The sequence below is a fragment of the Streptomyces axinellae genome (assembly GCF_039532135.1).
Lineage (GTDB): Bacteria > Actinomycetota > Actinomycetes > Streptomycetales > Streptomycetaceae > Streptomyces > Streptomyces axinellae.
Genome location: NZ_BAAARJ010000012.1, coordinates 173,774 through 200,743 on the forward strand (window position 1 = coordinate 173,774; position 26,970 = coordinate 200,743).

Genomic DNA, 26,970 nt, shown 5'->3' on the forward strand with positions numbered 1-26,970 from the left:
ACGCCGGGCGACGCACGGACCGCGGTGGGCGCCGCACGGATCACAGCTGCGTGGCCGCCACGCAGAAGCCGCCGAGGGCGACCGCCCACACGTAGGGCAAGGTGCGTGCCATGACCTGCTGGGGGCTCACCCCCGCGTACTGGGCGGCCCATACGGTCTGGGTGCTGGTCGGGTCGGCGACGCCGAAGACCTGGTTGTAGGAGGCGGTGATGCCCAGGACGGCGACCGCGGGATAGATCCCGGCGGCGATGAGCACGCCCGCGATGCCCGCGCCGAGGCCGTAGACGTTCAGCGGGCCCCGGTAGAGGCACAGCGGCACCAGCAGGGCGAAGACCACGACGAACAGCACGGGATTCTGCGGGCTGACCGCCTTCACCAGCGGTTCGAGCGCCTCGACCGCGCCGGGCAGTTTCACCGCGGCCAGCAGAATGCCGATCGACACGAACAAGGCGATCGGCGCCGCCGCCACGTCGAAACTCCGGTAAAGGGTGCGCAGCAGCCTGCGGTTCATCTCGCGCGGCCGGGTCGTGGTCACCAGCGCGTAGAGCACACCCGCGAGCAGCGAGGGGACGATCGCCAACTCGAAGCCGAGGGCGAGAACGAGGGGCACGAGCGGGGCGAGCAGGGCGTACCAGGGCGCGTCGCCGAGTTCCGCGCGCCGCTTGGCAGATCGCGTGCGGGGGGCCTGGGTGCGGAACGCCCAGGTGTGCTCGGTCCCACGCCTGCGGGTCTCGACCAGGACGAAGGCCACGGCGGCGGCGAGCGCGAACGGGAACAGCTTGACCATGAAGCCGCGGACCTCGGAGACGGGCAGGTCCAGGGCGCTGGAGAAGAACTGCCACACCGGCAGCTCGAACGGCATACCGGCGGCGATGCCCATCAAGATGGTTCCGGCGGCGGTCACTTTGGGGACGCCGACCGCGATCATGGCGGGGATGCCGACGATCCCGGCGAGCATGGCGGCCGGCGCCGAGCCGGTCACGGTGCCGACGAGGATGGAGACGACCAGCACACCGAGGGCGACGAGAGCGGGGCGGTCCCCGCCGAATTCGACGATCTTGCGCACGAGCGTGGCGGCGATACCGGTCTCATCGAGAAGCTTGCCCAGCCAGGATCCGAGCAAGATGGCGATCATCGTCGCGGCCAGCGCCGGGGCGCCTTCTTGGAGGACGGTGTCGAGGACGCTGTTCTTGCCCGTCAGCGGCGCTCCCGCGACGAAGGCGATCACCACACCCAGCAGGACGAGGGCGAAGGCGGTGGGGAGTTTTCTGCTGAGCATCGCGGCGACACCGGCCGCCATGACGAGCAGGATGATGATGCCCATGGCTCACTTCTTCTCTCGGGGCGGCGTGGTGGAGGCGGCCAGCGCGGCGGACAGCAGGAGCGGGCTGCGGCCCAGCCCGCAGACGGCCTGTGCGTAGGCGTGGGCGGCGAGTTCCTCGGCCCCGGCGACGTGCGCCGGTACGCGCAGTCGTCCCAGCCGCAGGGCGGTATGGCCGAGGGAGCGCTTCAGCGCGGCCCGGCCGGGGCCGTGGTGGAGCCGGTCGTGTACGGCCTCGTGGGCCAGGGCTGCGGCGCGGACGGAGCCCGGCGGGAACCAGGCACGCCACCCGTGAGCGTCGATGAGCCGTTCGGCCTCCGCGACGGCGTCGGTGTACAGCTCGACGGCGGGCGGGCGCGAGGTGTATCGGGCCAGCAGGCCGCGCGCCAGGCCGCCGTCGCGCTCCACGACCCGGACGGAGGGTTCTTCGGGCCCGGGCGGCAGGGAAGCGCCGAACTCGGCGGCGGCCTGCGCCCATCGGCGCAGCGTGGCCGTGTCCCGGCCCGCGTGCAGGGGGATCGCGGCGAGGTAGCGGACCCCGTGATCGAGATCGTCCTCGGCGGCGGGACCGGTGCCCGGAACTGCGGCGGGATCGGTGACCGGGCCGGCGGCGGCGCTGCGTGGCCGGGGGTGCCCGGTCACGACCGCTCCTCGACGACGGCGACGACCGGCTCGTCGGCGGGCCGCCCGTCCAACTCCGTGCGGGCCAGGGCCAGCAGCGGCTGCGGATCGAGTACACCGGACAGGTCGGCGATGCGGGACCCGACGAGCAGGCGCAGTGCCGGGGCGCGCACTCCGCCGTCGCCGTACGCGGTGGACTCCTCCACGAGCCGCGCCAGGGCCTGTTGGGCGCCGCCGACGGTGGTGGCCGCCACCCGGGCGTCGGCGGCGTGCAGCCGTACGACCCCGTCCGCGTCCACGACGCGCACCGGACGTCGCGGCGCGCGCAGCCTGCGGCGCCGCTCGGTGCCGTAGACCGTGTACGCGCCGGCCTGGGCCAGGGTCTCGACCTGGCCCACGGGCACCTTCAGGCTGTCCGCCGCCAGCCGTCGGCGCTCCGCGTCATCGGCGCGGTGGGCGCGGTCCTGGGTGCGCAGTTCGGTGGCGCCGGTGGCGATGGCCCGCACGGTGTTGGTCTGCGGGTCCACGGTGACCTCGACCTCGACGGCGTCCGGGGTCGCGCCCTGCGCCACGACGGCCTGTTCGGCCTCCGCGCGCACCGCGAGAACCTCCTGCTGTCCGGCGCCGGGAATGATCCGCTCGACCTGTTCGCGGATCAGCGCCAGAGCCACGCCGATGGGGCTGATGACCTCGTTGTGGGCGGCGATGCGGCCCGTACGCCCGCTCATGGCGGCGAGATGCGGGGTGACGGCGGCGGCACCGCCCCCACCGCCCACCAGCAGCACGGCGTCCTTGTCCAGGCGGTAGTCGTCGATCATGGTGTCAACGATCTTCCCGACCTGCTCGGCGCCCGCATCCAGCACCCGCGCCGCCGCGGTGTCGATGTCCGTTCCCAGCGCGGCGGCCAGCGGCGCCAGGGCCGCACGGGCCACCTCCCGGCCGGCGAGGGCGAAGTCCCCCTCGGGCACCCGGCCCAGGGCGTTGGCCGCGCACGTGAGGGTGAGCGCGTAGCGACCGCCTGCGGCGTCCAGGACGACGTGATCCCCGGCGTCCTCCGGCAGCGGGCGGACGGTGGCCAGCTCGGCGCCGGCCAGGTCCGCGGCCGTGGCGAAGCAGGCGTAGGGCAGACCGGCGATGTGGGCGCTGCGCGGCCCGACGCCGGTGACCTTCCCGCCGGCCATCCGCACCATCGAGCCGCCGCCCACGCCGACCGTGCGCACGTCCAGCGCCGACAGGTAGGAGGTTTTGCCCAGCAACTGGGCGTGCCGCACCGCGACCTTGCCGCGGCGGATGACGCTGATGTCCGTGGAGGTGCCCCCGGTTTCCAGGAACACGCCCTCGCTGACACGCTCTTGCATCAGTGCGCCCGCGACACCTGCGGCGGGCCCCGACAACACCGTGAGCAGCGGCCTGCGGCGCATCTCGTCCAGCGACATGACACCTCCGTCACAGCGCATCACCATCAACGGGGCGGTCACCCCGGCCTTGGCGATGGAGGCGTCCACCAGATCGGCGGTGGCGAACATCTTCGGCAAGATCGCGGCGTTGACGGCGGCGGTACGGCTGCGCTTGTGCAGCCCGTAGAGCGAGGTGATGTCGTGGGCAGCCGTCATCGGCAGCCCGCGGGCCCCGGCTGCCGCCCGCACCGCCTCCTCGCCCTCGGGGCGGTCCACGCTGAACGGCTCGGTGGCGACCAGCACTTGCGCCCCGGCGTCGGTCACCTGACCCACGGCGCGGTGCACGGCGGCGGTGTCCGCCGGGTCGGCGACATGCGCGTACACGAGGGGGAAGCGGCGGCCCGGGGTGAGTTGGAGTTTCGCGAGAGCGGCGAGCCTGCGGGTGAAGGCCGCCCCGGCGCCGGCGCCGATGCCGATCAGCCCGACCCTGGCCACATCGCCCTCCAGCAGGGCGTTGGTAGCCTGGGTCGTGCCGTGTGCCAGGAAGGTCACCTCATGCGGCGCCTGACCGGTCTCCTTCAGCAGCCGGTCGAGTGCTTCGACGATGCCGTGGGCGACCCCGTCCGCATGGTGGTGGCTGGTGGGGACTTTCACCTTCCCCACCAGTTCGAGAGTCGTGGCATCGACGGCCACGGCGTCGGTGAAGGTTCCGCCCACGTCGATGCCGACGCGTATGCGGTGGGTGTTCATGGGATGGGCACCTCCTCGTGCTGGTCGGCGCGATCGCGGGCGGTTGCCGGGCGAAGCAGCTCCACCTGCTTCGCCCGGCGCACCACACCGCTGCGGGCCGGGCGCGCCGCACCCCGGCCCGCCGGGGTTCAGTAGCCGCGCACCTGCGGCCAGTGCCGCTCGATGCCGGACCGGTCGAGCAGGGCCGCGAAGACGTCGAAGCGCTTGTCGTCGGCCTGCACCTCGTGCGGTTCGACTCCTTCGTCGAGGCAGTGGGCCGCCAGCGCTCCCGCGACCTCGCCGATGTTCCACTCGACGGGGTGCAGCCGGTAGCAGCCGTTGGTGATGTGCGTGGTGCCGATGTTCTTCCCGGCGGGCAGCAGGTTGCGGGTACGGCGCGGGATCAGTGCGCCGAGCGGAATCTCGAAGGGCACGGAGCCGATGTCGATGTAGTTGTCGCCGCCGGTCGAGGGGTGCAGGTCGATGCGGTAGCTGCCGACGCCGACCGAGTCCCGGTAGCGGGTGCCGCCGGCCGGGCCGACGATCTCGGTCGCCACATCGTGCTCGGTGACGGTGGTGACGGCCTTGATGCGGCGCGACTCGCGCACATACGGGGCCTTGGCGAGGCCGTCAGCCGTGCCGGTGATGTCGGGGCGCAGCCGCAGGCCGGGGAAGCCGGTGCCGCCGTCGGGCCTGGGCGCCTCGGTCTGGAGCCAGTACAGGACCGACAAGGACAGCTGCTTGGCCTCGTACAGCGCCTCGGCGGTGGTCTGCTCGCCGCCGCCGATCAGCGGCTTGAGCCAGTAGTCGTTCAGCGGCCAGTTGACCAGGGTGACATCGGAGTCGAAGGCGCCCTCGCGGTGCAGCTTCCGCGCCAGGATCCGGCGGAAGCCGAAGAGTTCCTTGTCACCGGCGTCCGCCGACTGGTCCGCGGTGACATCCAGCGGATCGACCTGGGGGTTCGGCACGAACGTGCGCGGCACGCTCTCCAGGCTGCGCGGGTCCGGTGCCAGGAAGCCGAGCAGCGGTCCGGGCCAGAAGTCCGGCCGGTAGGCACGCCAGAAGCCGTAGTCGGCGGGCTTGTCGATGGTGTGGTCCTCGCCCTCGTGGTGGGAGAGCGCGAAGCAGAAGGTGATGCCCTGCTGGTTCAGCGGGTCGGCCTCCCGCGGGGCGTGCGGCTCGCCGTGCTCGGCGCGCGCCTCGGCGCCCAGGACGTGCTCCACACCGGCCAGTTCCAGCAACTCGCCCGTCTCGGTGGCGTCCAGGATGTACGAGGCGGTGAGGGTGCGCCGCCCGCCGCCGCGCACATCCTCCAGCGTGACGGAGCGCACCCGGTCCCCCTCGGCCCCTGCGGCCACGGGGCGGTGCTCGGTGAGCACGGTCAGCCGGCCCGCAGAGCGGTGCGGGGCGAGCATGCCCTCCAGCGCGGCCAGCGCCGCGCGCGGCTCCGCGCACAGTTTGCTGACCCGCCCGGCACCGGGGTTGAGGTCGCGCGGCGCCGCCGCCTCGGCCCGCAGCGGGTACCAGGTGCGGTAGTGGTCCCGGATCGCCTCGCGCAGGGCCCGGTAGGAGGCGGTGATCCCGAACTGCTCCACCCAGGGGTGCTCGTCCGGAGGGACCGCCTGCGAGGTGAGCTGTCCGCCGATCCAGTCGGTCTCCTCGGTGAGGACGACCGTCCGGCCCGCGCGGCAGGCGGCCAGCGCCGCAGCCACGCCACCGAGTCCGCCGCCGACGACGAGTATGTCCGGTTGCCTTGTCACATGCTCTCCTTGCGTACGAGATGGTGCTGCGCGGTGCTGCCCGCCGCCGGGTCGGGGCGGCGGGGGAGGAACGGACGGGGGAAGGTGCGGGGGAGGGGGATGGCGGGGGACGGGGGAGACGGAGGAGCGCCCTTACCGGGGCGGGCCGCTGGTGGTGCCGGGGCGATGCGGACACACCACCAGCGGCTCGTCCGTGGTCTCTCCGGCGACGAGCGCGGTCAGGCGGCGGACGGCGGCCCCGCCCAGCCGGCTGCGCGGAATGTCGAAGCCGGTAGGGGTGGGTTCACCGGCCAGGTCGGCGGGCGGGTCGCCGAGCAGGGCGAGACTGATGTCGTCGGGGCAGGTCCAGCCCGCCGCGCGGACCGCGCCCAGCAGGGCCCGCCACGCGTCGCCGGTGTCGGTCTCCTCCGCGACGACGGCGGTGACGCCGTCCTCGCGCCAGGCGCGCAGCCGCGCGGCGGTCAAGGAGCGGGCCGGAGCCGCGGTGCGGAAGACGGTCCACGCCCCGGCCTCCAGGCCGGCGGCCACCAGGCCCTCAAGGATGCCGCGCTCGCGGTCGGTGGAGGCCGGGGCCTCGTCGTCCTCCCGTACGAGCACGATGCGGCGGTGCCCCTGTGCGGCGAGCCGCGCGACCACCTCGCGGCTCGCGCTGACGTAGTCGGCACCCACCCAGGCCAGCCCCTCCGGTTCCTGCCTGCGGCCGAGGTGGACGACGGGGAAGCCGTCGTCCACCAGGCGCCGCAGTTCGGCGGTGGGAGCGTGACGGCCCAGGAAGAGACAGCCGTCGGCCAGCCGCACCCGACTCAGCGCGTCCGGCACCCCGGCGCCGGCGCCGCCGGAACTGGAGCCGGTGAACAGCACCAGGTCGTAGCCGCGCGCGGCGGCTTCCTGCTCGACGCCCACCAGGAAGGGGTAGTACGAGTGCTGCACGTCGGTGGGGAAGGTCGCGGTGAAGCTGAAGACGCCCAGCAGGTTGTTCCGGGCGGCGGCGAGGCGGCGGGCTGCCGGATCGTGGGCGTATCCGAGTTCCCGCGCGACGTCGAGCACCCGGCTCCTGGTCTCGTCGGAGATGGTGGCACCCCGCTCCTTGCCGCCGAGTACCAGGGACACGGTCGCCTGGGACACCCCGGCCGCCTTGGCGACCTCGGCCTGACGCGGCCGTGCGCCCGGCCGCCGGGCGGCCGGATTCCGGCCCGGTCTGCTGCGAGGTACCTCGGTCACGAACGGAATCCTTCCAGGTAATGCGCATTAGTAATGCGCATGAACGCCACTATGAGAGCGCCCGCTTCCGGGCGTCAAGAGGTGTGCGCGAACTCTGTACCGGACTCCCGGCCCGCACAGTTGATCCCTTACGGTGCGGTGCTGACGGTCCCCGACCCGATGGGAAGCCTCCATGGCCCTGTTCGACCTGCCCCTCGACCAGTTGCACACCCACCGCAGCGCCTCGGCCGAACCCGAAGACTTCGACTCCTTCTGGGAGCGGACACTTGAGGAGGCCAGGGCCCACCCGCTCGCCGCGGACTTCACACCGGTCGCGGGCCGACTGCGGGCCGTCCAGGTCCACGACGTCAGCTTCGCCGGGTTCGGCGGGCATCCGGTGCGCGCCTGGCTGACGTTGCCGGCGGGGGCAGGTGAACCCCTGCCGCTGGTGGTCGAGTTCGCCGGATACGGTGGCGGCCGGGGGCTGCCGCACACCCACCTGCTGTACGCGAGCGCCGGATACGCGCACTTCGTGATGGACACCCGGGGCCAGGGCGCCGGCTGGGGCGGGGGCGACACCCCGGACCCGGCGGGCAGCGGACCGTCGCTGCCCGGCTTCATGACGCGCGGTATCGAGGACCCGGACCACTACTACTACCGGCGCGTGTACACGGACGCGGTCCGCGCGGTGGAAGCGGCCCGCTCCCACCCGCTCACGGACGCCGCGCACACCGTGGTGACCGGCACCAGCCAGGGCGGCGGTATCGCGCTGGCGGCCGGCGGGCTGATACCGGACCTGGCGGGCGTCGCACCGCACGTACCGTTCCTCTGCGATTTCCCCCGCGCCCTCACCCTCACCGACCGGCGCCCCTACCGCGAGATCGGCGACTACCTGAAGACCTTCCGCGACCGCGCCGCCACCGTACGGCGCACCCTGTCCTACTTCGACGGCGTGCACCTCGCCGCGCGCGGCCGTGCCCCCGCCCTGTTCGCGACGGCCCTGGAGGACCAGACCTGCCCGCCCTCCACCGTCTTCGCGGCCTTCAACGCGTACGCGGGCGGCGACAAGCGCATCGAGGTCTACGAGTTCAACGACCACGAGGGAGGCGGCTCACACCACGAGGCGGCGCAGCTCGACTGGCTCGCCGGCCTGCCCGGCTTCGGAACCCGCGGCTGAGATCTCGGCATATCCGGCGGAAGGAAGGCCGCCGAGAAACGATTCCCAGGTGATTCCAGAAAATACTTCGCATCAGAGCCGGAGGAGAGTCGGCCGGCTGCCTCGACGCCGTGCGGCCATCTGGCGGAGAAGCGCGGAAAAGCGCTGTATCACCGTCAATTCCCGGTGGCGGCGAGTCTCTTGACAAAGAAGGCAAGGGGCCGTATCCGTGCGGCATGTCGAAAATGAGAACGGCGAAAGGCGCGGCCGTCGCGCTTTTCGCCGCCTGGCCGCTCCTCCTCGCCCCTCCCGCCGCCTCGCCCGCTGCCGTCGCCGCCGCCCGTCCCCTTTCCGCCGACGGTCTCACCGCCACCGGGCCCGCGCCCGGCGAGGGGCGCGGACTCGAACGGTTCCAGGCCGAGCACGGTCTCAGCCGTACCGGCGAGATGAACCCGGCTACCGCGAAAGCGCTGCTCAACGCCCCCGACAGCGAGCTGCACCAGGTCTTCCGCTCGGCCGCTGACCTGGGGCGCCAACAGCTCGCGAACGCCCGCACCGTCATCGGCGTCGGAAAGGGCGCCCGTGTTCCCGAACGGGGGCGGGTCATCGCGTTGATGGCGGCGATGCAGGAATCGAACTTCATCAATTACACCAAGCCGGTAGATCACGATTCCCTGGGAATCTTCCAGCAGCGCCCCAGCGCCGGATGGGGAACCCCCCGGCAGATCACCGACGTCGCCACCGCCTCGAAATTGTTCTACGGCGTGGCCACGTTCCGTACCAATCCGGGACTTCTCCAGATCAGCGGGTGGGAGGCAATGCCGCCCGGCGAGGTGTGCCAGGCGGTGCAGCGCTCCGCGCACCCGGAAAGTTATGCGCACTGGGAGCCGTTCGCCCGCGAATTGCTCGCCCGCGAATCGCCCTCCGTCAAGCCCATCCGTTAGGTCCCTCTGGGGCCTCTCGGCCCGGTCCACCACTTTGGCGCGCGACGTCGAGGTGCCACGAGGAGTGGGCGGGGCCGCCCGGGTCCGAGGTGCGAGCATGAGCCGCATGGGAGCACAGGACGGATATCTGCTCGACAATCGGCGGCGAGAGGCGGGCCGGCGCTTCGACGCGTTCGCCGAGCTGTTCGACCCCTGGACGTTCGCCCACCTCGACCGGCTGGGGCTCGGCGCGGGCTGGCGCTGCTGGGAGGCCGGCGCGGGCGGGCCCTCGGTGCCCGCCGGGCTCGCGAAGCGCGTCGGGCCGGCCGGGCGCGTGTGGGCGACAGACCTCGACACCACCTGGCTGACCGGCCCCGGCACCCTGCCGACCGGTCCGGACACGGCGGCCACCGAGGTGCTGCGGCACGATGTGACCCGCGAGGACCCGCCCGCCACCGGCCTCGACCTCGTCCACGCCCGCCTCGTGCTGGTGCACCTGCCCGACCGGGCCGAGGTGCTGGGCCGGCTGGTCTCGGCGCTGCGGCCCGGCGGCTGGCTGGTCGTGGAGGACGCCGACCCGGCGCTCCAGCCCCTCGCCTGCCCGGCCGGCGGCGGCGCGGCCGAGGAGCGGGCCGAACGCGTCCGCCGGGGCTTCCGCTCCCTGCTCGCCCAGCGGGGCGCGGACCTGGCCTTCGGCCGCTCCCTCCCCGGCCTGCTGCGCGGCGCGGGTCTCCGGCACGTACAGGCCGAGGGCTACTTCCCGTTCAGCTCGGCCGCCGGCCGGGAGCTGGAGGCGGCGACGGTCCGGCAGGTACGCGGGCAGCTGACCGAGACGGAACTGGCCACGGACACCGAGATCGACGAGCACCTGGCCTGCCTGGCCGGAGAGAGCCTCGACGTCACCACCGCGCCCCTGATCACCTGCTGGGGCCGCCGGGACGAGAACCCTTCGGCGTGAGGCCGCAGCGGGGAGGGCCGCAATTCTCCGCAGTCTTGCGGGCGGAGACGACTGAAGCGGAGATCACCGGCCCGCGTGGCCACCGGCTCCGGGCGGACTCCGCCGACGGCCGACCGTACCGGGCCCCGGGCCCGGTACGGCTTCCGGGATCGTCGCCTTCGCATCCCCCGCCGCGCCCGACGGCTCCCGCCTCGGCGTCCGCGCCGCCTGCACCGGAAAGAAATCACGGACCGTCACCGGCCCCTGTCCGGCGACGGAGCTGCCCGGAGCCGCCGAACTCGCCGCTGTCAAGGGCTTGTCCGCCGGATCGGGGCCGCGTACCGCGTGACCGGCCAGCAGCGGATCGACCGTCACCGAGCGGACGCCCAAGGGCGAGACGAGGGAGCGGAGAGCGGATCGGGAGAGTCTGAGCCAGGGCTGTGCGGGGCCCAGCGCGGCGGCCAGCCGCCGCTCACTGGTGAAGCCGACCGCCGTACGCCGCCCGACCGGCGTACGGAACAGCCGGGCTCCGGCGCATCCGCCGGGCCCGCGCCGGACCGGGACGAACAGCAGGTCGCCGACGGGGCGGGACCGCTCCATGGGACTCCTCCTGGTGGTGCGGCAGGAAGCCCCGGCCCGGGGAGGCGGCCGGGGCATCACGCCTCACGTTATGCCCGGCGCAAGGGAGTTGCCGCCTTGCCTTGACGCGATGTTGACGCCCGGGGCCCGCCCGCTGCCGAGGCGCTGACGAAGTGACGGGGTGACGGACGTCCCCGGAAGCCTCCACCGGGACTTCGGACGAGACCCCGCACGAGACCCCGCGCGGGCCCGGCCCCGGACCGTGCGCGGGGCGCCGGCCGCGGCCGGCGCGGTCGGGGGACCTTCCGGTCCCGTACGACCGTCGGCGTCGGCGCCCCGCCCCTCTCAGAGCTCCTTGGCCCGGTCGAAGAACTCCTCGAACGACAGCACGCCGTCGCCGTTCCCGTCCCGCGTCCTGAGAATGGCCTCGGCCAGCCCCACGGTGTAGTGCCTGTCACCCAGCTCCACCATGGCCTGCTGGAACTCCACGGGGGTGACGAAGCCGTCCCCGTTCTTGTCGAACTTGTCAAACGTCTTGCGCGCGTCCTCTATACCGGCCACGAGAGTTATTTCCTCCGAGTCGACAAACAACAACACACGTGCTCAGCGCACGCCCCCGTACGCTATCCCGCCGTCGGACCCTCGGCCGTCCGCATGGGCCCGGGTGTACACAATGGCCGGGCGTGATAAGCCGGGAGGTGCCGGCGCCCACCGCCCACGCGCACGCACGTGCGGCCCTGACGGCCGGCCGGGCGTGGTGACAGCCGGAAGGCCGAGCAGTCGAGCAGACGAAGGACGGAAGACAGCATGCCGCTCAGCGGAGAGTACGAGCCGAGCCCCGAGCAGTGGGTACGGAACCAGGTCGAGCAGTACGAAAGCTCCGGCGGCACCGAGGGCACCACGATGCGCGGCATGCCCGTCATCGTGCTGACCACGCGCGGCGCCAAGAGCGGCAAGCTGCGCAAGAGCCCCCTCATGCGGGTCGAGCACGACGGCAAGTACGCCGTCGTCGCCTCCCTGGGCGGCGCTCCCAAGCACCCGGTCTGGTATTTCAACGTGGTGGCCGACCCCCGGGTCGAGCTTCAGGACGGGCCGGTGCGACAGGACATGACGGCCCGTGAGGTCACCGGCGAGGAGAAGGCCGTGTGGTGGCAGCGCGCCGTCGAGGCGTATCCGGACTACGCCGACTACCAGCGCAAGACCGACCGCGAGATTCCGGTCTTCGTCCTCGAACCCACCCCCGGCGGCCACTGACCCCGAAGCACCGGAACCGGAGCGGGCCGCTACGGCCGGAATCGGCCGCGAGGCCAGGAGGAGCGGGAGAAGACGATGAGCGAGCGGCACGGCCCCGAGGGCGTACGGGTTCCGGATTCACGGCTGGCGGCCGAGGCCACCGACCTCGTACGGGACACCACCGGCGACCTGATTTTCCACCACTCACGCCGGGTCTTCTTCTTCGGAGCGCTACAGGGACGCAACCGCGACCTGAGTTTCGACCCCGAACTCCTCTATGTGGCGGCCCTCTTCCACGATCTGGGCCTGGGGGAGGAGTTCCACGACAGCGGGCGCCGCTTCGAGGTGGACAGTGCGGATGAGGCCCGCCGCTTCCTCCAGGCCCGCCAGGTTCCCGAGGACAGCGTGCGCCGGGTGTGGACAGCCATCGCCTTGCACACCACCCCCGGCATCCCGGCGTTCATGGAACCGGAGGTGGCGCTGGTGAGCGCGGGCGTCGAATACGACGTCCTGGGCATCGGCTTCGAGGACATCGGCGAGGAGGACCGCGCCGCCGTCGTCGCCATGCATCCACGGCCCGGCTTCAAGCAGCGCATCCTGCGGGCCTTCGCCGACGGCGTGGAGCCCAAGCCGGAAACCACCTTCGGCAACGTCAAGGCCGACGTACTGGCCCACTACGACCCGGACTTCCGGCGCGGGGATTTCGTACGCACCGTCCTCGACTCGCCCTGGCCCGAATAGCCGCCCGGCTCCACCTGCCGAGCCCCGCCGCCGGGTCCCGTCCGGCGGCGGGAGCGTCGAACGAGGCGCTCAGGAGAGGGCCGCGGCGAAACGGGTGGCGATGGCGGCGGGCGCGGTGATCGCGCCGCCCACCACCACGGCCCACGCTCCCGCGTCCATGGCGGCGCGGGCCTGCTCGGGGGAGTGCAGCCTGCCCTCCGCGCACACCGGAACCTCAAGGCGCCGGGCCAGTTCCCCGACCAGGTCCAGGTCGGGTCCAGGCGCCTGACGGCTGTAGGGGGTGTAGCCGGACAAGGTGGTGGAGACCAGGTCCGCCCCCGCGGCGGCGGCTGCCACACCTTCCTCCACGGTGGAGACATCGGCCATCAGCAATGCGCCCATGCCGTGCACCGTCTCGATGGTCTCGCTCAGCGGACGCCCGTCGGGACGGGGGCGCGCGGTGGCGTCCACGGCGACGATCTCGGCGCCCGCGTCCCCGACCGCCCGCGCGTGCCCGGCGGTCGGCGTGATGTAGACGCCCTCGGCGCCGTCCTTCCACAGCCCGATCAGGGGCAGCCCGACGGCCGCCCGCACCGCGCGGATGTCCTCGACGCCCTGCACCCGCACGGCGGCCACCGGGGCGCCCGAGGCCACCGAAGCGGCCATCGCCGCCATGTGCGCGGGGGCGCGCAGCGGGTCGCCGGGCGGTGCCTGGCAGGAGACGACAAGCCGGCCGCGCAGGCTCTCCAGCAGTCCGGCGGCGTGGGCGGCGGGCATCGTCGTCCGGCTGACGGGCTGCCCGCGGCCGGATGCGCTCTCGGTCATGCTCCTCCTTCGTGGGGCTGCTCGGGCTGCTCGGAGCCCTCGGGGTGCGTGGAGTTCCCGGAGCCGGGGGAGGTCCGGAGGGCGTGCGAGGGGCGGGAGATGTGCGGGCCGCCGGGCTCCCGGTCCTCAAGGAGCAGTGCGGCGGCGCCGATCACGGCCGCGCGGGGACCGAGCGCGGCGCGTACCGGCCGCAGTCCGGAGGGGCCGGGCAGCAGCCCCGCCGTGAAGGCTTCGGTCAGTGGCCGCCAGAAGGGGGTGCCGATGGAGGCGACTCCGCCGCCGATCACGACCCGTTCCGGATCGAAGGTGTTGACCAGCCCGGCGAGCGCCCGGCCCAGCGCCCCCGCGCCCTGCGACAGGGCCCGGCGTGCGGCCCCTGCCCCGGCGTCGCCGCTCGCGCCGTCTTCGGCCAGTGCCGCGACCTCGCGCAGGTCCGCCGGCCTTGCACCGCCGCTCAGCTCGCGGAAGAGCGCGGCGAGCGCCGGTCCGGAGGCGACGGCCTCCAGATGGCCGCTCAGGCCGCAGTTGCACGGCAGTCCTGCGGCCTCGGGCACGGCGATGTGGCCGAACTCGCCCGCGCTCCAGTGCGCTCCGCGCAGCAGTCGGCCGCCGGTGACCAGGCCGCCGCCGATACCGGTGCCGACGCTCACATAGAGCGCCGAGTCGCAGCCGGCGCCCGCCCCGTAGGTCTGTTCGGCCAGCGCGAAGACGTTGGCGTCGTTGTCGGCGGCCACCGGCAGCCCGAGCCGGGCGCTCAGCTCCTCGGCGAGCCGGGTGCCGGCCCAGCCGGGCAGCAGCTCGTTGGCCGACAGCACCACGCCGCTGCCACGGTCGATGACGCCGCCGGTCCCGATGCCCAGCGCCCGCGCGTCCTGGTGGCCCGGCAGCTCGCCGATGGCCGCCGCGACGGCGTCGAGTACGGCGGCCGGGCCCAGCGCGGCGGGCGTGGGGCGGACGAGGGAGGTCAGCAGGGTGCCGTCCGGTGCCACGAGCCCCGCCGCGATCTTCGTTCCGCCGACATCGACGCCGATGAGCGGGCGTGCCCCGGCGCTCACGGCTGGCTCCGGCGGACGGTGAAGCGGATGTCGTAGCGGTCGGCGCGATAGATCGTGGTGGTCGCCTCGACGGGGGACTCGCGGCGATCCAGGCCGACCCGTCGCACCCGCAGCCCCGCGCTGCCCGGCGGAACGCCCAGCAGCGCCGATTCGGTCTCGTCCAGATCGACGGCCCGGACGATCTGCTCGGCGGAGCGGATGTCGAGGCGGTAGCGCTCGGTGAGCAGATCGTAGAGCGAGCCGCTCAGGTCCTCCTCGGCGAGCCCGGGCACGCGCGCGGCGGGCAGGTGGACGTTCTCCAGGCACATGGGGGAGCCGTCGGCGAGCCGCAGCCGGCTGACGCGGACCACCTCGTCGTCCGGCGCGATGCCCAGCTGTTCGGCGATCCGCCGTCCCGCGCGTACCGTCTGCGCGGCCAGCAGCCGGGAGGCGGGCTCCAGGTCGCGGGCGCGCATGTCCTCGGAGAAGGAGGTGAGCGACAGCGACTTGGAGACCACGGACGGGGCCACGAACGTGCCGGCCCCCTGCACGCGGTAGACGCTGCCTGCCGCCTCCAGCGCGTCCAGCGCCTGGCGCACGGTGTTGCGCGAGACACCGTGCCGCGCGGAGATCTCGCGCTCCGTGGGGAGCGGTGTATGCGGTGGCGATCCGGCCATCGCGGCCAGCAGCGCCTGCCGCAGCTCCTCGTGTTTGGCCTGTCCGGCCACGTCGCACCATCCCCACTTCGACTCTCGGGGCCCGTCGGGGTGAGTGAGCCCCTAATAGGTTCCAACCAATGAAGAAATTATTACGCTCAATCTTGTTCTTTTCCAAGCCGAGTGCCAGATTGGTACCGTCCAATTGGGGGTTGTGGAGAGAGGAAGTGCCATGGCGTCACTCGGTACGACCGTGACGCGGAGCGACGGCGCCGCCGGGCTGCGGCCGGTGACCGGCGTAGCTCTGGTCGCCGCGCTCGGCGGGTTGCTGTTCGGCTACGACACCGGAGTCATCTCCGGCGCGCTGCTCGCGATCGAGTCGGACTTCGGGCTGTCCTCCTTCAGCTCGGGCGTGGTCGTCAGCTCCATCCTGGTCGGCGCCATGATCGGCGCCGCGGGCGCCGGCAACCTGTCCGACCGCTACGGCCGCCGCCCCGTCCTGATCGCTTCCGCCCTCGTCTTCACCCTCGGCGCGTTCCTCGCGGCCCTCGCGCCCTCCGCGGCGGTCCTCACGGCCTCCCGCGTCGTCCTCGGGCTGGGCATCGGCACCGCCTCGAACCTGGTGCCGGTCTTCATCGCCGAGGTCGCGCCTCCCCGCTACCGGGGACGGCTCGTCGGCCTCAACCAGCTCATGATCACCCTCGGCATCGTGCTGGCCTACGTCGCCAACTACGCGCTGGAGAACGTCACCCACAGCTGGCGCTGGATGTTCGGCCTGGCCGCGGTGCCCGCCATCCTCTTCGGCGTCGGCATGATGCTGCTGCCCGAATCCCCGCGCTGGCTCGCCCTCAAGGGCCGCACCGACGCGGCCCGCGCCGTCCTCGCCCGGCTGCGCGGTCGCCCCCGGACGGCGGCCGTGGAAGCGGAGTTGGCCGAGATGAGCGCCGGAGCGACAGACCGCGAGAGCGCGGCGCCGCGCACGGGACGCTGGCGTGCGCTGACCGGCCGCTCGGTGCGCCCCGCCCTCGTCGCGGGTGTCGGCCTGCAGATCCTCGGCCAGGCATCGGGCGTCAACACGGTCATCTACTACGCGCCCAAGATTTTCCAGAGCAGCGGACTCGGCTCCTCCTCGTCCATCCTGGCGACCGTGGGGGTAGGTGTCGTCAACCTGCTCATGACCCCGGTCGGAATGCTGGCCGTGGACCGGTTCGGACGCAAGAAGCTGCTGGCGTGCGGCGCCGCCGTGATGAGCCTGGCCCTCGCCGGACTGGCCGTGACCTTGGCCGCAGGCGGTCAGGGCTCCTCGTTCGCCTGGCTCGCGGTGCTGTTCGTGGTCGTGTTCATCGCCGCCGTCGCCACCACACTCAACGTTGTCGTCTTCATCATCCCCTCCGAGCTGTACCCCCTGCGGATCCGCGGCACGGCCATGAGCGCCACGATGTTCTCCAACTGGACGATGAACTTCCTGGTCTCCCTCACGTTCCTGACCCTGCTGGACACGCTCGGCGGCGCCGGCACCTTCACGCTCTACGCTGCGGTGTGCGCCCTGCTGACCGTCTTCACGCTCCGGTTCATTCCCGAGACCCGCGGCAAGAGCCTGGAGCGGATCGAACGCGAACTCACGCCCCGCGCCGCCACATCGGCCTGACGCGCCCGGCCGACGCCCCGGCCGGTGCCTCGCCGGGCGACGGCCGTCCCCCGCGCCCGCCGGGCATCCCGCCCGGCGGGCGCCGCGGCTCCTCGGCTACCGCCCCGCTGTCCCGTCCCACGCCGCACCGGCGACGGCCACGGCCCGCTCCGCCGCATCAGCGCCGTCCTGCTCCCGCATCACGCCGAGTGCGCCAAGGCCCGCCGCCAGCGCCGCCAGGCAAGCCAGTACGACGGCGCGGTCGGCCGCCCGGCCGTAGTGGTTGACCCGGAGCATCTCCTTGGCCAGCGGGCCCGCCGCACCCTGAAGCGGAACGGCCGCGTCCGCCGCCAGTGCCGCCGCGACCACCTCGTCCGCCGCCACGGCCCCCTCGGCGCGCACCGTCGTCGCGGCAGGCGCGGCATCCTCGTCGCGCAGCACATACGGAGCCAGCCCCGGCAGCTCACGCACCCCCGCACGCAGCGCGGCCGAGGCGGCCCGGTGCCTGCGCACGCTCGCCTCAAGTCCCTCGTCCGCCACCCGGTCCACGGCCTGCTCCAGCGCCAGCATCTCCAACTGCGCCGGAGCGTGCGGAAGCGCGGTACGACCCGCGTCGATCCACCGCTCCTTCCAGTCCAGCAGCGACAGATACGAACGGCGCGGCGCCCGTTCATTGGCCGCGATCCGCTCCCAGGCCCGCGCGCTCACCGAGACCGCCGACACCCCCGCGGGCCCCGCCAGCGCCTTCTGCCCCCCCACGACACACAGATCCACGCCCCACTCGTCGGTCAGCAGCGGCTCGGCCCCCACCGAGGCGACCGCGTCGAGCATGAGCAGCGCACCATGCTCCCGCACCAGAGCGCCGATCTCGGCGACGGGGTTGGTGTTTCCGGTGGCCGCCTCCGCGTGCACCAGACTCACCAGGCCGATCTCCGGGTGCTCCCGCAGCGCCTCGGCCACCTGCCGTGGAGTCACCGCACCCGTGAACGGCGCGCTGACGGTGACCACCTCGGCCCCGCACGCGCGCAGCCAGCCCCCGAACGTCTCCCCGTAGGGGCCCGTCACCACGTTCAGCGCCGTACTGCCGGGACGCGCCACCGAACGGATGCACGCCTCCAGCGGCAGCAGCGCCTCGCCCTGCATGGTCACGACGTCGGAGCGCGTCCGCATGAGGACCGCCAGCTTGTCCTCGACGGCCGCGAAACGGTCCGCCCCGAGCGGCGGCAGATCCAGCAGGGACAGGTGCTCGTTGTTCGCAGTCACGGTCGCCTTCCAGCGGTGGCGAGCCGCATCGGCCACGGCCCGGATACCGCCCGACTGTACGTCCGCCCCACCGGCACCCCGAGCACCACCTCCCGGCACCCGCGAACCCCCACAGCCGCCCCGAACGGGTGACCGGCTTGGACCGTTCGCCCCCTAAGCGGTTTCCCCTCCCGGCGAACCGTGCATTGTCGGCCCGACTCTGTACTTACAGCAAGGGAGGATCGCCATGCGGATCCGTACCGCGATCATCGCCACAGGACTCGCGGCCACCGCCGTCTTCGGCGGGGCGGCCGGTGCGTCTGCCGACTCGGGAGCCATGGGCGGCGCAGCCAAGTCGCCGGGGGTTCTCTCCGGCAACGTCGTTCAGGTCCCCGTGGAAGTCCAGACGAACGTGTGCGGCAACAGCATCAACGTCATCGGCCTTCTCAACCCCGCGGCGGGCAACCGCTGCAAGAACCGCTGAGACCTCTCCACCCACCGAGGCCCGCCCCGGCGGCCCTCCGCCCCAGGGCGGCCCGACCCGGCCACCTTGACCGCCCGGACGCCCCGCCACAACGGCGGGGCGTTCGCGCGTCCGCCTCCGGCGACCCGGCGGAGCGTGCACACCCGGCACGGCATCCCGCACAAACCCGGCCCGAGCGCCCGGCAGGCCGCCCTCCCGCAGGCCACCTGGGCATCCGGCATCCCACACCGCCCGCCCCGGGGTTAAGGTGCTGGTGTGGGGACATTGGGGGAGGGTGCGTTGGGGACGGTGCTGCTCCTGGCTGCCGCTCCGGCATCCGAAGCACGCGTGCTGGACGCGGCGTCGGCGCTGCCCGGCCTGGCCGCCGTGCCCGCCGGCGTGTTCACGGGAACGGAGTCGGCCAGTGTGGTCGAACTGGCCGACCCGGTGGACCCGCAAGCGGTGCTGGTACGGTTCCGCGCTGCGGCTGCGGCGGAGGGCCCGCTCACCGTCGTCATCGTCGCGGAGCTGCACGCCGACGCCCGGCGCGGCGGCATCCACATCGCGCTGGCCCGCACCAACCCCTCCACCATCCGCTACAGCGCCCTGCCCTGGGCCTGGCTGACGCACGAACTCGCGGCCCGCGCGCCCGGCACCACGACACTCCTCCTCGACCTCGCCGCTGCCCCGGCCGCCTGGGAACTGCTGGGCCGCGAGGGGCTGCCGGTGGGGGAGGGCGTGGCCATGTACGGCAGGGTCTTCCCCGCAGGCGCGACGCCCCGCTGGCGACGCAAGCCCGGCCGTCCGCCCGCCGCGCCCGCCTACATCCAGGAGTTCGTCCGCGTATGGCGCAGCGGGGCCCGCCCGCCCCTGCCCGCGCTGCACGACCAAGCCGCCGCCCAGGCGGGCCCGGCCGACGCCGTGTTCCTGGCCGCCGCTACGGCCGCCCCCGGCACGGCCGGGCGCCACACGACCGGCTCCGACCCGGCGGGCTTCGGAGCGACCGGCCCCGCCGGCGGCCCACTGACGGTGCCTCAGCCGATGGACGCGCCCCTGGCATCCACACCACCCCCGGCGCCCGGATCCGGATTCCCGCCGGCGACCGAGCCCGTGCCGGCACCCGGTGCGGAACCGGAGTCGGGCCCGGAGCCGATGCCGCACTCCACGCGGGAGCCCGCGCCTCACCACATGCCGCCACCCCCACAGCTGCCGCCCGCTCCGGCGGGCACGCGCACGAGCGCGAGTACGGGCAGCCCGCCCGGCCCGGGCCCACATGCCCCGGACCCGTACGGCGGGACACCAGTGAACGGCGCAGCGCAGGCCACCCCGTACAACGGCCATCACAACGATCCGCAGGCGACCCCGTACAACGGGCGCCACAACCGGCCGCAGGGAGGCCCGCCGGCCGATCCGCACGAGGCGATCTTCTCCGCGGCCCGTGCGGGCCGCCACGGTGAGGCGGCCTCGATAGCGGCGGCCTGGGAGGGCGCGGCGCTGCGCGCGGAGGGTGCCGCCTCCGACGGCGCCCTGCACTGGCTGGAAGTACGCGCCGACCTGGCCCGCCTGGCCGAGGACCCCACGCGCAGCTGCGAGTTGTGGATGGCAGCGGCGCGGGTGCGGGTCGAGCGCGGTGAGGCGGCGGACGCCCAGGATGTGGAGGCCGCGGTGGATCGCGCCCACCACCAGTGGGAGCAACTGCGCGATCCCGCGACGGCCCGCCGCCTGGCCCCCGCCCTCCTCGCCCTCCGCCGCCAGGTCCCCGGCCGCCAGCCCGGTGCGGTACGCCTGCTGGAAGAGCGACTGGACGCCCTCCCCGGCGCCGTCTCTTCCTAGCCCCTGGTGCCCCGGCCCACTGTCCAAGGGGCCACCGCTCAGGGCGTGTCCCTTGTCGTCTGGTCCGTTGAGGTGTATCCGGCCGACGGGGGGAGCGGAATGCGCGGTGGGCGGCTCCCGGTATCCCAGGGTGGATGGACTGATTGTCAGCCCAGCGTCTCTTGGGGAGTATTGATGGTGCGTCGAGTACCGGCCGCCCTGGCCATTTTGATCTGCGCGACGGTCCTGACCGCGGGCCCTGCCGTGGCCGCCGACGACCCGGACGGCCGGTTGACCGCGAAGGAACAGGCGGGTCTCCAGACAGCCGGCCGGCTCCTGGAACTCCTGCTGGGCGGGGCCCGCTGACCGGCCCACAGCTGGCGGGACCGACTCGCCCCGGAACGTGGTATCGGGCGTGCCGCGAACGTCAGGAGCACACACAATCGTTGAGGTGAATCCCGAACAGCGTGGGGCGTGCCGAGAGACGGGTGCCGGTGGATGCCGACGGCTTCGACGCGGGCACGCATACAGTGAGCGAGCCTGCGACGGGACCGACCGCGACAGCCGTGGACCAAGCCCTTGGCGAGCGGAACCCACCTGTCCGCTCCCGGCACGGCCGTATCCGGGGCCTGACACCACTGGGCGGCCCGAACTCACCGTTTCGGGGATCATGCCTACCGCCGCCGGGAGCGGCATGCCCTCTGCGGTCGGTTACGCCCACCCGGCACGGTTCTCGACTTCAGGCCGAGTGGGTCACCTCCCCGGAATCCCTGAACGGGGCGCGACGAGCGGGGCGGTCATCATCAGGCGTGACGGGGCATCGTCATTCGAGGTGGCGCCCTCCACGTGCGGGGTGCCGGTCGCGGTTGCGGAAACAACCGTCAGATGACCCTCTGCGCCCGCGTTCGCCCACGACGCGACGTCGGTGGAAGCACGCGTGGTGAATCTGCCGGGGTCCGGGCGAGCCGGGGTGCTGTTCCGGCGGGAGCTACAGCCGGCCATGGTGTAGCGCCGCGATGTGGGGAGGGGCGACGGGAGAGTGGCCGGGAGGCGCCCGCGGCGTCATCTTCGTTCTCACCGGCTCAGGGACGGAACCGGGCGTCCGCTCTGGGCGGGGGTCTCCGGTGCCACGGGCCATGCCGGCGAAGTACTGGAGCCGCCGGGTTGGTTCGGGTTCCCCTGCGGCGACCCGCTGCGTGAGCTTGCGTCGCCCCGCGGGCCGCACGTGCCCCGGAAGGCGGAGGATTCCGCGTGTATTGGCATGGACCTGTTGATGGTCCTTCGTTAGGCTCCGCTCCGAGCATCACCTGAGAGCGCTCCCAGGCTTTGCTGTTCCACCCCCACGAAGCTGGAACAACGAAAGGCCAACTCATGAGACGCACGAAGGTTTTCAGCGCGGCGCTGTCCGTGCTCCTCGCCGCCGGGATATGGACGACAGCCGGGCTGATCCCTGCCTCGGCCACGGACGAGGCCGCTCCGGCCGGCAAAGCCCCCGCGTCCGGAGGTCTGCTCTCCGCCATGCACCGCGATCTCGGCCTCTCCGGCGACGAGGCCAAGGCGCGGCTCAAGGCGGAGAAGAAGGCTACCGCCGTCGAACGGGAGGCGCGGCGCGCTGCCGGATCCTCGTACGGCGGCTCGTGGTTCACACCCGAAACGGGCCGGCTCACCGTCGCCCTCACCAGCCGGAGCAAGGCCGAGGACGTACGGGCGGCCGGTGCCGAAGTCAAGATCGTGAAGCGCAGCGCCAAGCAGCTCGACGCGGCCAAGAAGCGCCTCGACGCGCTCGACGCTCCCCGAAGCGTGACCGGCTGGCATGTGGACCCGAAGTCCAACCAGCTCGTCGTCGAAATCTTGGCAGGGCAGCAACACAAGGCCGCCGCCTCGGACTTTCTCGCGAAAGCCCGCCGCACCGGACCGCTCGGCGTGAAGACGACAACCCACCGGCCCAGCACCTTCGCCGCCGGCACCGTCGGAGGCGACCCCTACTACACGGGCAACGTCCGCTGCTCCATCGGCTTCTCGGTGCAGGGCGGATTCGTCACCGCCGGCCACTGCGGCGGGGCCGGAGCGGCGGTCTCCGGCTGGGACAAATCGCACATCGGCACGTTCCAGGGCTCCTCGTTCCCCGGCAACGACTACGCCTGGGTGAGCGTCGGCAGCGGCTGGTGGACCGTCCCGGTCGTCCTGGGCTGGGGTACGGTCTCGGACCAGCTGGTGCGCGGCTCGGCCGAGGCCCCGGTCGGCGCGTCCATCTGCCGCTCGGGCTCCACCTCGCACTGGCATTGCGGCAATGTGCTGGCCAAGAACGAGACCGTCAACTACAGCCAGGGCGCCGTGCACGAGATGACGAAGACCAGCGTGTGCGCCGAACCCGGCGACTCCGGCGGCTCGTTCATCAGCGGTGACCAGGCCCAGGGCGTCACCTCCGGCGGCTGGGGCAACTGCGGCAGCGGAGGCGAGACCTGGTACCAGCCGATCAACGAGATCCTGGCCCGCTACGGTCTGACCCTGCACACGGCGTGATTCCGCCCCCAGCCTGACCCCGCGCCTGCACGGGCAGGGGGCACGGCCCCACCGCCCCGGCCCTGGCGCGGACATCACGATGCCGGGCGACGCCGCTGCTCCGCGTCGCCCGGCACAACTCCGTACGGCTGCAGTGGCATACCGGCACAGCGGGCCCAACCCCCGGTAGGCACGTGTCGTCTTGACGCTCCGATCAGGCAACGCTCCGGGGCCTGGGCCGACTTATCCCGCCCTTGCCTTGTCCCCGGCCTGGTCACTCGTCAGATCCGGCCGTAATCTACACGCCTACGGCCGGTACCGAGCGGGCATGGATGCCAGGTGTGTGTCCAGAGACCAGCGGGGCACGAGGACAAGCCCGTCATCTTGCCCCGGTCTCGCCCCGGGGGTATCGGGAGCGCCCGCGATGTCCTCGCCCGTGATCCTGTCCCGCCCGTAGTCCTGTCCTGAGTGCCGAAACGGAGAATCTCCTTGTCCGAGCAGCCCGACATCCTCGTCCTCGACCCGACCAGTGCCGACCCCGACGCCGAGCACCAGGCGCTGCGCGCGCGGGGACCGGCCGCTCGTGTGGACATCCTCGGCGTCACGGCGTGGTCGGTCAGCGATCCCGCGCTCTTGAAGAAGCTGCTGACCGATCCCGATGTCTCCAAGGACGCCAAGCAGCACTGGCCCGCCTTCGAAGAGGCCGTTTCCACCTGGCCGCTGGCGCTGTGGGTCGCTGTCGACAGCATGTTCACCGCCTTCGGCAGCGAACACCGGCGGCTGCGGCGGATGGTGGCGCCCGCGTTCAGCGCCCGACGGGTGACCGCGCTCAAGGAGACGGTCGAGCGGCTCGTGGACGAGCTGCTGGACGAGCTGGCGAGCACACCGTCCGGTGAGCCGGTCGATCTGCGCGAACGTTTCGCCTATCCGTTGCCCATCAGGGTCATCAGCCACCTCCTGGGCTTGCCCAAGGCGCAGAGCGAGGACTTCCGCGCGCTCGTCGACAACCTCTTCGCCACCAACCTCACCACCGAGGAAGCCGCCGCCAACACGGTCCGCCTCTACGCCGTTCTGGAAGAGCTGATCGAAGCCCGGCGCGTCGAGCCCGGCGACGACATGACCTCGCTGCTGATCGCGGCCGAGGACGAGGAGGGCGACAGCTCCACGCTGACGCATACCGAACTGCGCGACACCCTGCTGCTGATGATCAGCGCGGGCTACGAGACCACGGTCAACCTCCTGGACCAGGCGATCGCGGCCCTGCTCAGCCACCCGGAACAGCTCGCCCATGTCCGGGAGGGGCGCGCCTCCTGGGACGACGTGGTCGAAGAGACTCTGCGGCACGAACCGGCGGTCAAGCACCTGCCGCTGCGCTACGCCGTCCGCGACATACCGCTGCCCGACGGGCAGGTCATCAAGAAGGGCGAGGCCATCCTGGCCTCGTACGCCGCGGCCAACCGCCACCCCGACTGGCACGGGGAGAGCGCGGACGTCTTCGACCTGACCCGTACGGCACCGGGACCGGAGCACCTGGCCTTCGGCTACGGCGTGCACTTCTGCCTGGGCGCGCCGCTGGCCCGGCTGGAGGCGACCACGGCGCTGCGGGAGTTCTTCGCCCGCTTCCCGCTCGCTGAGCTGGCGACCCCGGTGGAAGAGCTGGGCCTGGTGCCCTCGCTGATGAGTAACGGGCACCGCAGCCTCCCGGTCCGGCTTCGCCCCGCACCCGCCAACTGAGAGCTGGGCCAACGCATGTGACAGTGCGTCGGGCGGCTGCCGGTCATCGGCCTGCCGCCCGGCGTCGGCCGTCGCCTGTGCCTGTGCCTGCGATGGCGCCCGCGCCCGCGAGGCGCGGAAATCCAGGAGAACGCTGAGACGAGACGGGGCTCCCGGCCGCACGGCCGGGAGCCCCGGGCAGCGTCCCTTCCCGGGCCCCCGGGTCACTTCCCGGGGGTTCCCTCTCCGGGGCCCGGTCGCCCGATGGTCCAGTCCGAGGCGGCGCGGGGAGTACGGCCTCCCAGGCCCCGGGCCACCGTCCGTCGTCTCATTCGCGCCGGCGCAGGTACGCCTCCAACTCGGCGGCCCCGGCCAGCATCGCCCGCCCCCGGACCGACAGCCGGCCGTGCCAGTCCCGCAGTGCGGCTTCCAGCGGCTCCAGCCCGTGGGCCGTCCGCACCTGGTCGATCAGCGGGGCGATCTGCTCCAGCAGGTAGCCGCCCCGCCTGAGCTGGTGCGCCATCCGCGCGTCCCGTACGTCGGCCTGGCCGTAGACGCGGTAGCCGGTCTGCGGGTCGCGGCGCGGGCGCACCAGCCCGGCACGCTCCCATTTGCGCAGCGTCGCGGGCCGGATGCCGAGGTCTTTCGCCAGCGGCCCGATGAACCTGTCGGCGCTCCCGGACACCTCGCTCGGAACGGACACGACGGCGGGGTCCAGGTCACGGAGGGCGCGCTCCACGGCCCGCAGGGTCCGCCGGTCATCGAGCAACTGGGCATGGCTCTCGTCGATGAGACGGAACGCCTCCTCGGGTGTGCCCTGGTGCACGGACCGCATGATCGACGTCGCCATCCGGTGGCCGTGGCCGGGCACCAGGGCGAGGAACGCGCGGAGAGCCTCCGCGTGCAACGGCGTGTAGGTGCGGTAGCCGTGGGGCGTGCGGCGGGCGGCCGGGAGGATGCCGGCCTCCTCGTAGTTCCGCACCGCCTGCGTGGACAGGCCGTGCCGACGCGCCAGGTCAACCGGCCTGAGCCGTTCACCGCTTTGAAGCTTCTGTCCCATGATCCTGCCGCTATCGCGTAAAAGTCTTCACCGAAAGTTCAACGATACCGTTGAAGCCATGACCACCGCCGATATCGCAGACATCAGTCATGCCGTCGAAGCCGCCGCCGCCTTGAAGCTGCTCCCCGCCCGGCCCCGGCTGCTCGCCCTGGGCGAGCCCGTCCATGGCGAGGCCGCGCTGCCCGAGGCGCGCAACGAACTCTTCCGGCAACTCGTCGAGCGGGAGGGCTACCGCACGATCGCGCTGGAGAGCGACTGCTTGGCGGGTCTGGTCGTGGATGACTACGTGACCTCGGGCGCGGGCTCCCTCGACAGGACCATGGCGCATGGATTCAGCCACGAATGGTTCAACGTGTCCGAGGCCAACCGCGACCTCGTCCGCTGGATGCGCGCCTACAACGAGGGGCGGCCCGCCTCCGAACGGATCCGCTTCGCCGGCTTCGACGGACCGCTGGAGATCACCGCTGCCGCGAGCCCCCGGCAGGCCCTCACCGCACTCCACGGCCACCTCTCGGCACGAGTGGACACGCACCTGCTCCCCTGCACCGCGGAGGCCCTCGATGAACTGCTCGGCCCCGACGCCCGGTGGACCGACCCGGCCGCGATGACCGACCCGGGCCGCTCGGCCGGACAAACGGCCCAGGCCAAGGAACTGCGGCTGCTCGCCGACGATCTGACGGCGCTGCTGGACACACAGCCGCCGCACCCGCTCACCTCCGCCGCGCGCCACGAGTGGGAGCGGGCGCGCCTGTACGCGCGCACCGCCACCGGCTTGCTGCGCTACCACTTCCGCATGGCCGACACCTCACCGGGACGTATGGCATGGCTGGTGGGACTGCGCGGCCAGATGATGGCCGAAAATCTCCTCGCTCTCGCCGAGCGGGGCCCGGTGCTGGTCCACGCCCACAACAGCCATCTCCAGCGGAACAAGAGCACGATCCACATGGGCGGCCCCCCGGTGGAGTGGTGGAGCGCGGGCGCGATCGTGAGCGCCCACCTGGGTGCGAAGTACGCGTTCCTGGCCACGGCACTCGGCACACTCCGGCACCAGGGCGTGGGCACCCCGCCACCGGACACCGTCGAAGGACTCCTGTACGCGCTCCCGGAGGACCGCGGCCTCATCGACACCCTGCGGCTGACCGCCGCCCTCGGCGACACGCGGCCCGCACCCCGGGTGTCCCCGTACTTCGGCTACGCCCCGCTCGATCCGGCCCACTTGGACGGAAGCGACGGGATCCTGTTCATCAAGGACGTCCCCGAGAACTAGTGCCGTGGCCGGCAGTGTTCGCCCGTCGAGGGGCGTCGTCGTGGGGGCACCGCCCGCGCGAGCGGAGCCGAGCGTGGGGGAGCGTGCGAGCGCAAGGCGGCCGAAAGCCCTTGGTTTGGGTCCCCCTGCGCTGGGGGTCCCTCCCGGCCGAAGGCCGGGGGAGGAGTTGAGAGCTTGGGGGAGTGCGTGCCGG

General features: G+C 72.8%; 24 protein-coding genes. 12 read left to right on the forward strand and 12 right to left on the reverse strand.

The genetic code is table 11. The features are described 5' to 3' along the window. Nucleotides 1-40: 40 nt before the first annotated feature. From ABD339_RS19530 to ABD339_RS19550, 5 genes are all read right to left on the reverse strand, one after another. Nucleotides 41-1,324: a TRAP transporter large permease subunit gene (locus ABD339_RS19530; protein WP_344567665.1), complete on the reverse strand. Its 1,284-nt coding sequence runs from the start codon at nt 1,322-1,324 to the stop codon at nt 41-43. Between the two features lie 3 nt (nt 1,325-1,327). Continuing rightward, nucleotides 1,328-1,840: a hypothetical protein gene (locus tag ABD339_RS19535; RefSeq protein ID WP_344567731.1), complete on the reverse strand. Its 513-nt coding sequence runs from the start codon at nt 1,838-1,840 to the stop codon at nt 1,328-1,330. Between the two features lie 119 nt (nt 1,841-1,959). Next, on the reverse strand, nt 1,960-4,089 hold the full coding sequence (locus ABD339_RS19540; RefSeq protein WP_344567666.1) for a hydantoinase/oxoprolinase family protein: 2,130 nt from the start codon (nt 4,087-4,089) through the stop codon (nt 1,960-1,962). A gap of 128 nt (nt 4,090-4,217) precedes the next feature. Further along, nucleotides 4,218-5,828, reverse strand: a complete 1,611-nt coding sequence (locus ABD339_RS19545) for an FAD-dependent oxidoreductase (protein WP_344567667.1) — start codon at nt 5,826-5,828, stop codon at nt 4,218-4,220. Nucleotides 5,829-5,960: 132 nt separating this feature from the next. After that, a complete protein-coding gene (locus ABD339_RS19550) occupies nt 5,961-7,049 on the reverse strand; it encodes a LacI family DNA-binding transcriptional regulator (RefSeq protein WP_344567668.1) in 1,089 nt (362 codons plus the stop codon). A 172-nt stretch (nt 7,050-7,221) separates the two neighbouring features. On the opposite strand from ABD339_RS19550, the gene ABD339_RS19555 reads away from it, so the two are divergent. From ABD339_RS19555 to ABD339_RS19565, 3 genes are all read left to right on the forward strand, one after another. Beyond that, nucleotides 7,222-8,205, forward strand: coding sequence for an acetylxylan esterase (locus ABD339_RS19555; protein WP_344567669.1), 984 nt, complete (start codon nt 7,222-7,224; stop codon nt 8,203-8,205). A gap of 224 nt (nt 8,206-8,429) precedes the next feature. Then, entirely contained in the window at nt 8,430-9,128 is a 699-nt protein-coding gene (locus ABD339_RS19560; RefSeq protein WP_344567732.1) for a peptidoglycan-binding protein, read from the forward strand. A gap of 97 nt (nt 9,129-9,225) precedes the next feature. Beyond that, nucleotides 9,226-10,065 carry a class I SAM-dependent methyltransferase gene (locus ABD339_RS19565; RefSeq protein ID WP_425576031.1) on the forward strand — a complete coding sequence of 280 codons (840 nt, stop codon included), beginning with the start codon at nt 9,226-9,228 and terminating at the stop codon, nt 10,063-10,065. Between the two features lie 63 nt (nt 10,066-10,128). On the opposite strand, the gene ABD339_RS33860 is transcribed toward ABD339_RS19565, so the two are convergent. After that, nucleotides 10,129-10,644: an SAV_915 family protein gene (locus ABD339_RS33860; RefSeq protein WP_425576032.1), complete on the reverse strand. Its 516-nt coding sequence runs from the start codon at nt 10,642-10,644 to the stop codon at nt 10,129-10,131. Nucleotides 10,645-10,968: 324 nt separating this feature from the next. Next, nucleotides 10,969-11,184, reverse strand: coding sequence for an EF-hand domain-containing protein (locus ABD339_RS19575; RefSeq protein ID WP_344567670.1), 216 nt, complete (start codon nt 11,182-11,184; stop codon nt 10,969-10,971). Nucleotides 11,185-11,430: 246 nt separating this feature from the next. Here ABD339_RS19575 and ABD339_RS19580 point away from each other — a divergent pair, with 246 nt between their 5' ends. Together ABD339_RS19580 and ABD339_RS19585 are read left to right on the forward strand one after the other, a co-directional pair. Continuing rightward, entirely contained in the window at nt 11,431-11,877 is a 447-nt protein-coding gene (locus tag ABD339_RS19580) for a nitroreductase family deazaflavin-dependent oxidoreductase (protein ID WP_344567671.1), read from the forward strand. 75 nt (nt 11,878-11,952) lie between these two features. After that, nucleotides 11,953-12,597 (forward strand): HD domain-containing protein, encoded by a 645-nt coding sequence (locus ABD339_RS19585; RefSeq protein ID WP_344567672.1) that lies wholly within the window; start codon nt 11,953-11,955, stop codon nt 12,595-12,597. 69 nt (nt 12,598-12,666) lie between these two features. On the opposite strand, the gene ABD339_RS19590 is transcribed toward ABD339_RS19585, so the two are convergent. Genes ABD339_RS19590 through ABD339_RS19600 form a run of 3 tightly spaced genes read right to left on the reverse strand, consistent with a single transcriptional unit; the run spans nt 12,667 to nt 15,163 of the window. Next, entirely contained in the window at nt 12,667-13,401 is a 735-nt protein-coding gene (locus ABD339_RS19590; RefSeq protein WP_425576033.1) for an N-acetylmannosamine-6-phosphate 2-epimerase, read from the reverse strand. After that, complete coding sequence (locus tag ABD339_RS19595) at nt 13,398-14,456, reverse strand: ROK family protein (RefSeq protein ID WP_344567673.1); 1,059 nt, start codon at nt 14,454-14,456, stop codon at nt 13,398-13,400. The genes ABD339_RS19590 and ABD339_RS19595 overlap by 4 nt, the downstream gene beginning before the upstream one ends. Continuing rightward, complete coding sequence (locus ABD339_RS19600) at nt 14,453-15,163, reverse strand: GntR family transcriptional regulator (protein WP_344567674.1); 711 nt, start codon at nt 15,161-15,163, stop codon at nt 14,453-14,455. The genes ABD339_RS19595 and ABD339_RS19600 overlap by 4 nt, the downstream gene beginning before the upstream one ends. A 160-nt stretch (nt 15,164-15,323) precedes the next feature. Between ABD339_RS19600 and ABD339_RS19605 the strand changes: the two genes are divergently transcribed. Continuing rightward, nucleotides 15,324-16,739 carry a sugar porter family MFS transporter gene (locus ABD339_RS19605; RefSeq protein WP_344567675.1) on the forward strand — a complete coding sequence of 472 codons (1,416 nt, stop codon included), beginning with the start codon at nt 15,324-15,326 and terminating at the stop codon, nt 16,737-16,739. Between the two features lie 96 nt (nt 16,740-16,835). Here ABD339_RS19605 and ABD339_RS19610 read toward each other — a convergent pair whose 3' ends face one another. Next, a complete protein-coding gene (locus ABD339_RS19610; RefSeq protein ID WP_344567676.1) occupies nt 16,836-17,981 on the reverse strand; it encodes a pyridoxal-phosphate-dependent aminotransferase family protein in 1,146 nt (381 codons plus the stop codon). 226 nt (nt 17,982-18,207) lie between these two features. Between ABD339_RS19610 and ABD339_RS19615 the strand changes: the two genes are divergently transcribed. From ABD339_RS19615 to ABD339_RS19635, 5 genes are all read left to right on the forward strand, one after another. Then, a complete protein-coding gene (locus ABD339_RS19615; protein ID WP_344567677.1) occupies nt 18,208-18,444 on the forward strand; it encodes a chaplin in 237 nt (78 codons plus the stop codon). 255 nt (nt 18,445-18,699) lie between these two features. Next, nucleotides 18,700-20,256 carry a hypothetical protein gene (locus ABD339_RS19620; RefSeq protein ID WP_344567678.1) on the forward strand — a complete coding sequence of 519 codons (1,557 nt, stop codon included), beginning with the start codon at nt 18,700-18,702 and terminating at the stop codon, nt 20,254-20,256. A gap of 174 nt (nt 20,257-20,430) precedes the next feature. Next, complete coding sequence (locus tag ABD339_RS19625; protein ID WP_344567679.1) at nt 20,431-20,601, forward strand: hypothetical protein; 171 nt, start codon at nt 20,431-20,433, stop codon at nt 20,599-20,601. A gap of 1,005 nt (nt 20,602-21,606) precedes the next feature. Continuing rightward, nucleotides 21,607-22,758: a S1 family peptidase gene (locus ABD339_RS19630; RefSeq protein ID WP_344567680.1), complete on the forward strand. Its 1,152-nt coding sequence runs from the start codon at nt 21,607-21,609 to the stop codon at nt 22,756-22,758. A 468-nt stretch (nt 22,759-23,226) separates the two neighbouring features. Beyond that, nucleotides 23,227-24,471 (forward strand): cytochrome P450 family protein, encoded by a 1,245-nt coding sequence (locus ABD339_RS19635; RefSeq protein WP_344567681.1) that lies wholly within the window; start codon nt 23,227-23,229, stop codon nt 24,469-24,471. A gap of 307 nt (nt 24,472-24,778) precedes the next feature. Here ABD339_RS19635 and ABD339_RS19640 read toward each other — a convergent pair whose 3' ends face one another. Next, nucleotides 24,779-25,510 (reverse strand): TioE family transcriptional regulator, encoded by a 732-nt coding sequence (locus ABD339_RS19640; RefSeq protein WP_344567682.1) that lies wholly within the window; start codon nt 25,508-25,510, stop codon nt 24,779-24,781. A gap of 58 nt (nt 25,511-25,568) precedes the next feature. Between ABD339_RS19640 and ABD339_RS19645 the strand changes: the two genes are divergently transcribed. Next, entirely contained in the window at nt 25,569-26,777 is a 1,209-nt protein-coding gene (locus ABD339_RS19645) for an erythromycin esterase family protein (protein WP_344567683.1), read from the forward strand. Nucleotides 26,778-26,970: the final 193 nt, after the last annotated feature.

Bases quoted from the DNA above. Each gene is read 5' to 3' on its own strand.
- ABD339_RS19530 (WP_344567665.1), bottom strand. From the start codon at position 1,324: ATGGGCATCATCATCCTGCTCGTCATGGCGGCCGGTGTCGCCGCGATG.
- ABD339_RS19540 (WP_344567666.1), bottom strand. From the start codon at position 4,089: ATGAACACCCACCGCATACGCGTCGGCATCGACGTGGGCGGAACCTTC.
- ABD339_RS19555 (WP_344567669.1), top strand. From the start codon at position 7,222: ATGGCCCTGTTCGACCTGCCCCTCGACCAGTTGCACACCCACCGCAGC.
- ABD339_RS19560 (WP_344567732.1), top strand. From the start codon at position 8,430: ATGAGAACGGCGAAAGGCGCGGCCGTCGCGCTTTTCGCCGCCTGGCCG.
- ABD339_RS19565 (WP_425576031.1), top strand. From the start codon at position 9,226: ATGAGCCGCATGGGAGCACAGGACGGATATCTGCTCGACAATCGGCGG.
- ABD339_RS33860 (WP_425576032.1), bottom strand. From the start codon at position 10,644: ATGGAGCGGTCCCGCCCCGTCGGCGACCTGCTGTTCGTCCCGGTCCGG.
- ABD339_RS19580 (WP_344567671.1), top strand. From the start codon at position 11,431: ATGCCGCTCAGCGGAGAGTACGAGCCGAGCCCCGAGCAGTGGGTACGG.
- ABD339_RS19585 (WP_344567672.1), top strand. From the start codon at position 11,953: ATGAGCGAGCGGCACGGCCCCGAGGGCGTACGGGTTCCGGATTCACGG.
- ABD339_RS19590 (WP_425576033.1), bottom strand. From the start codon at position 13,401: ATGACCGAGAGCGCATCCGGCCGCGGGCAGCCCGTCAGCCGGACGACG.
- ABD339_RS19605 (WP_344567675.1), top strand. From the start codon at position 15,324: ATGGCGTCACTCGGTACGACCGTGACGCGGAGCGACGGCGCCGCCGGG.
- ABD339_RS19615 (WP_344567677.1), top strand. From the start codon at position 18,208: ATGCGGATCCGTACCGCGATCATCGCCACAGGACTCGCGGCCACCGCC.
- ABD339_RS19625 (WP_344567679.1), top strand. From the start codon at position 20,431: ATGGTGCGTCGAGTACCGGCCGCCCTGGCCATTTTGATCTGCGCGACG.
- ABD339_RS19630 (WP_344567680.1), top strand. From the start codon at position 21,607: ATGAGACGCACGAAGGTTTTCAGCGCGGCGCTGTCCGTGCTCCTCGCC.
- ABD339_RS19640 (WP_344567682.1), bottom strand. From the start codon at position 25,510: ATGGGACAGAAGCTTCAAAGCGGTGAACGGCTCAGGCCGGTTGACCTG.
- ABD339_RS19645 (WP_344567683.1), top strand. From the start codon at position 25,569: ATGACCACCGCCGATATCGCAGACATCAGTCATGCCGTCGAAGCCGCC.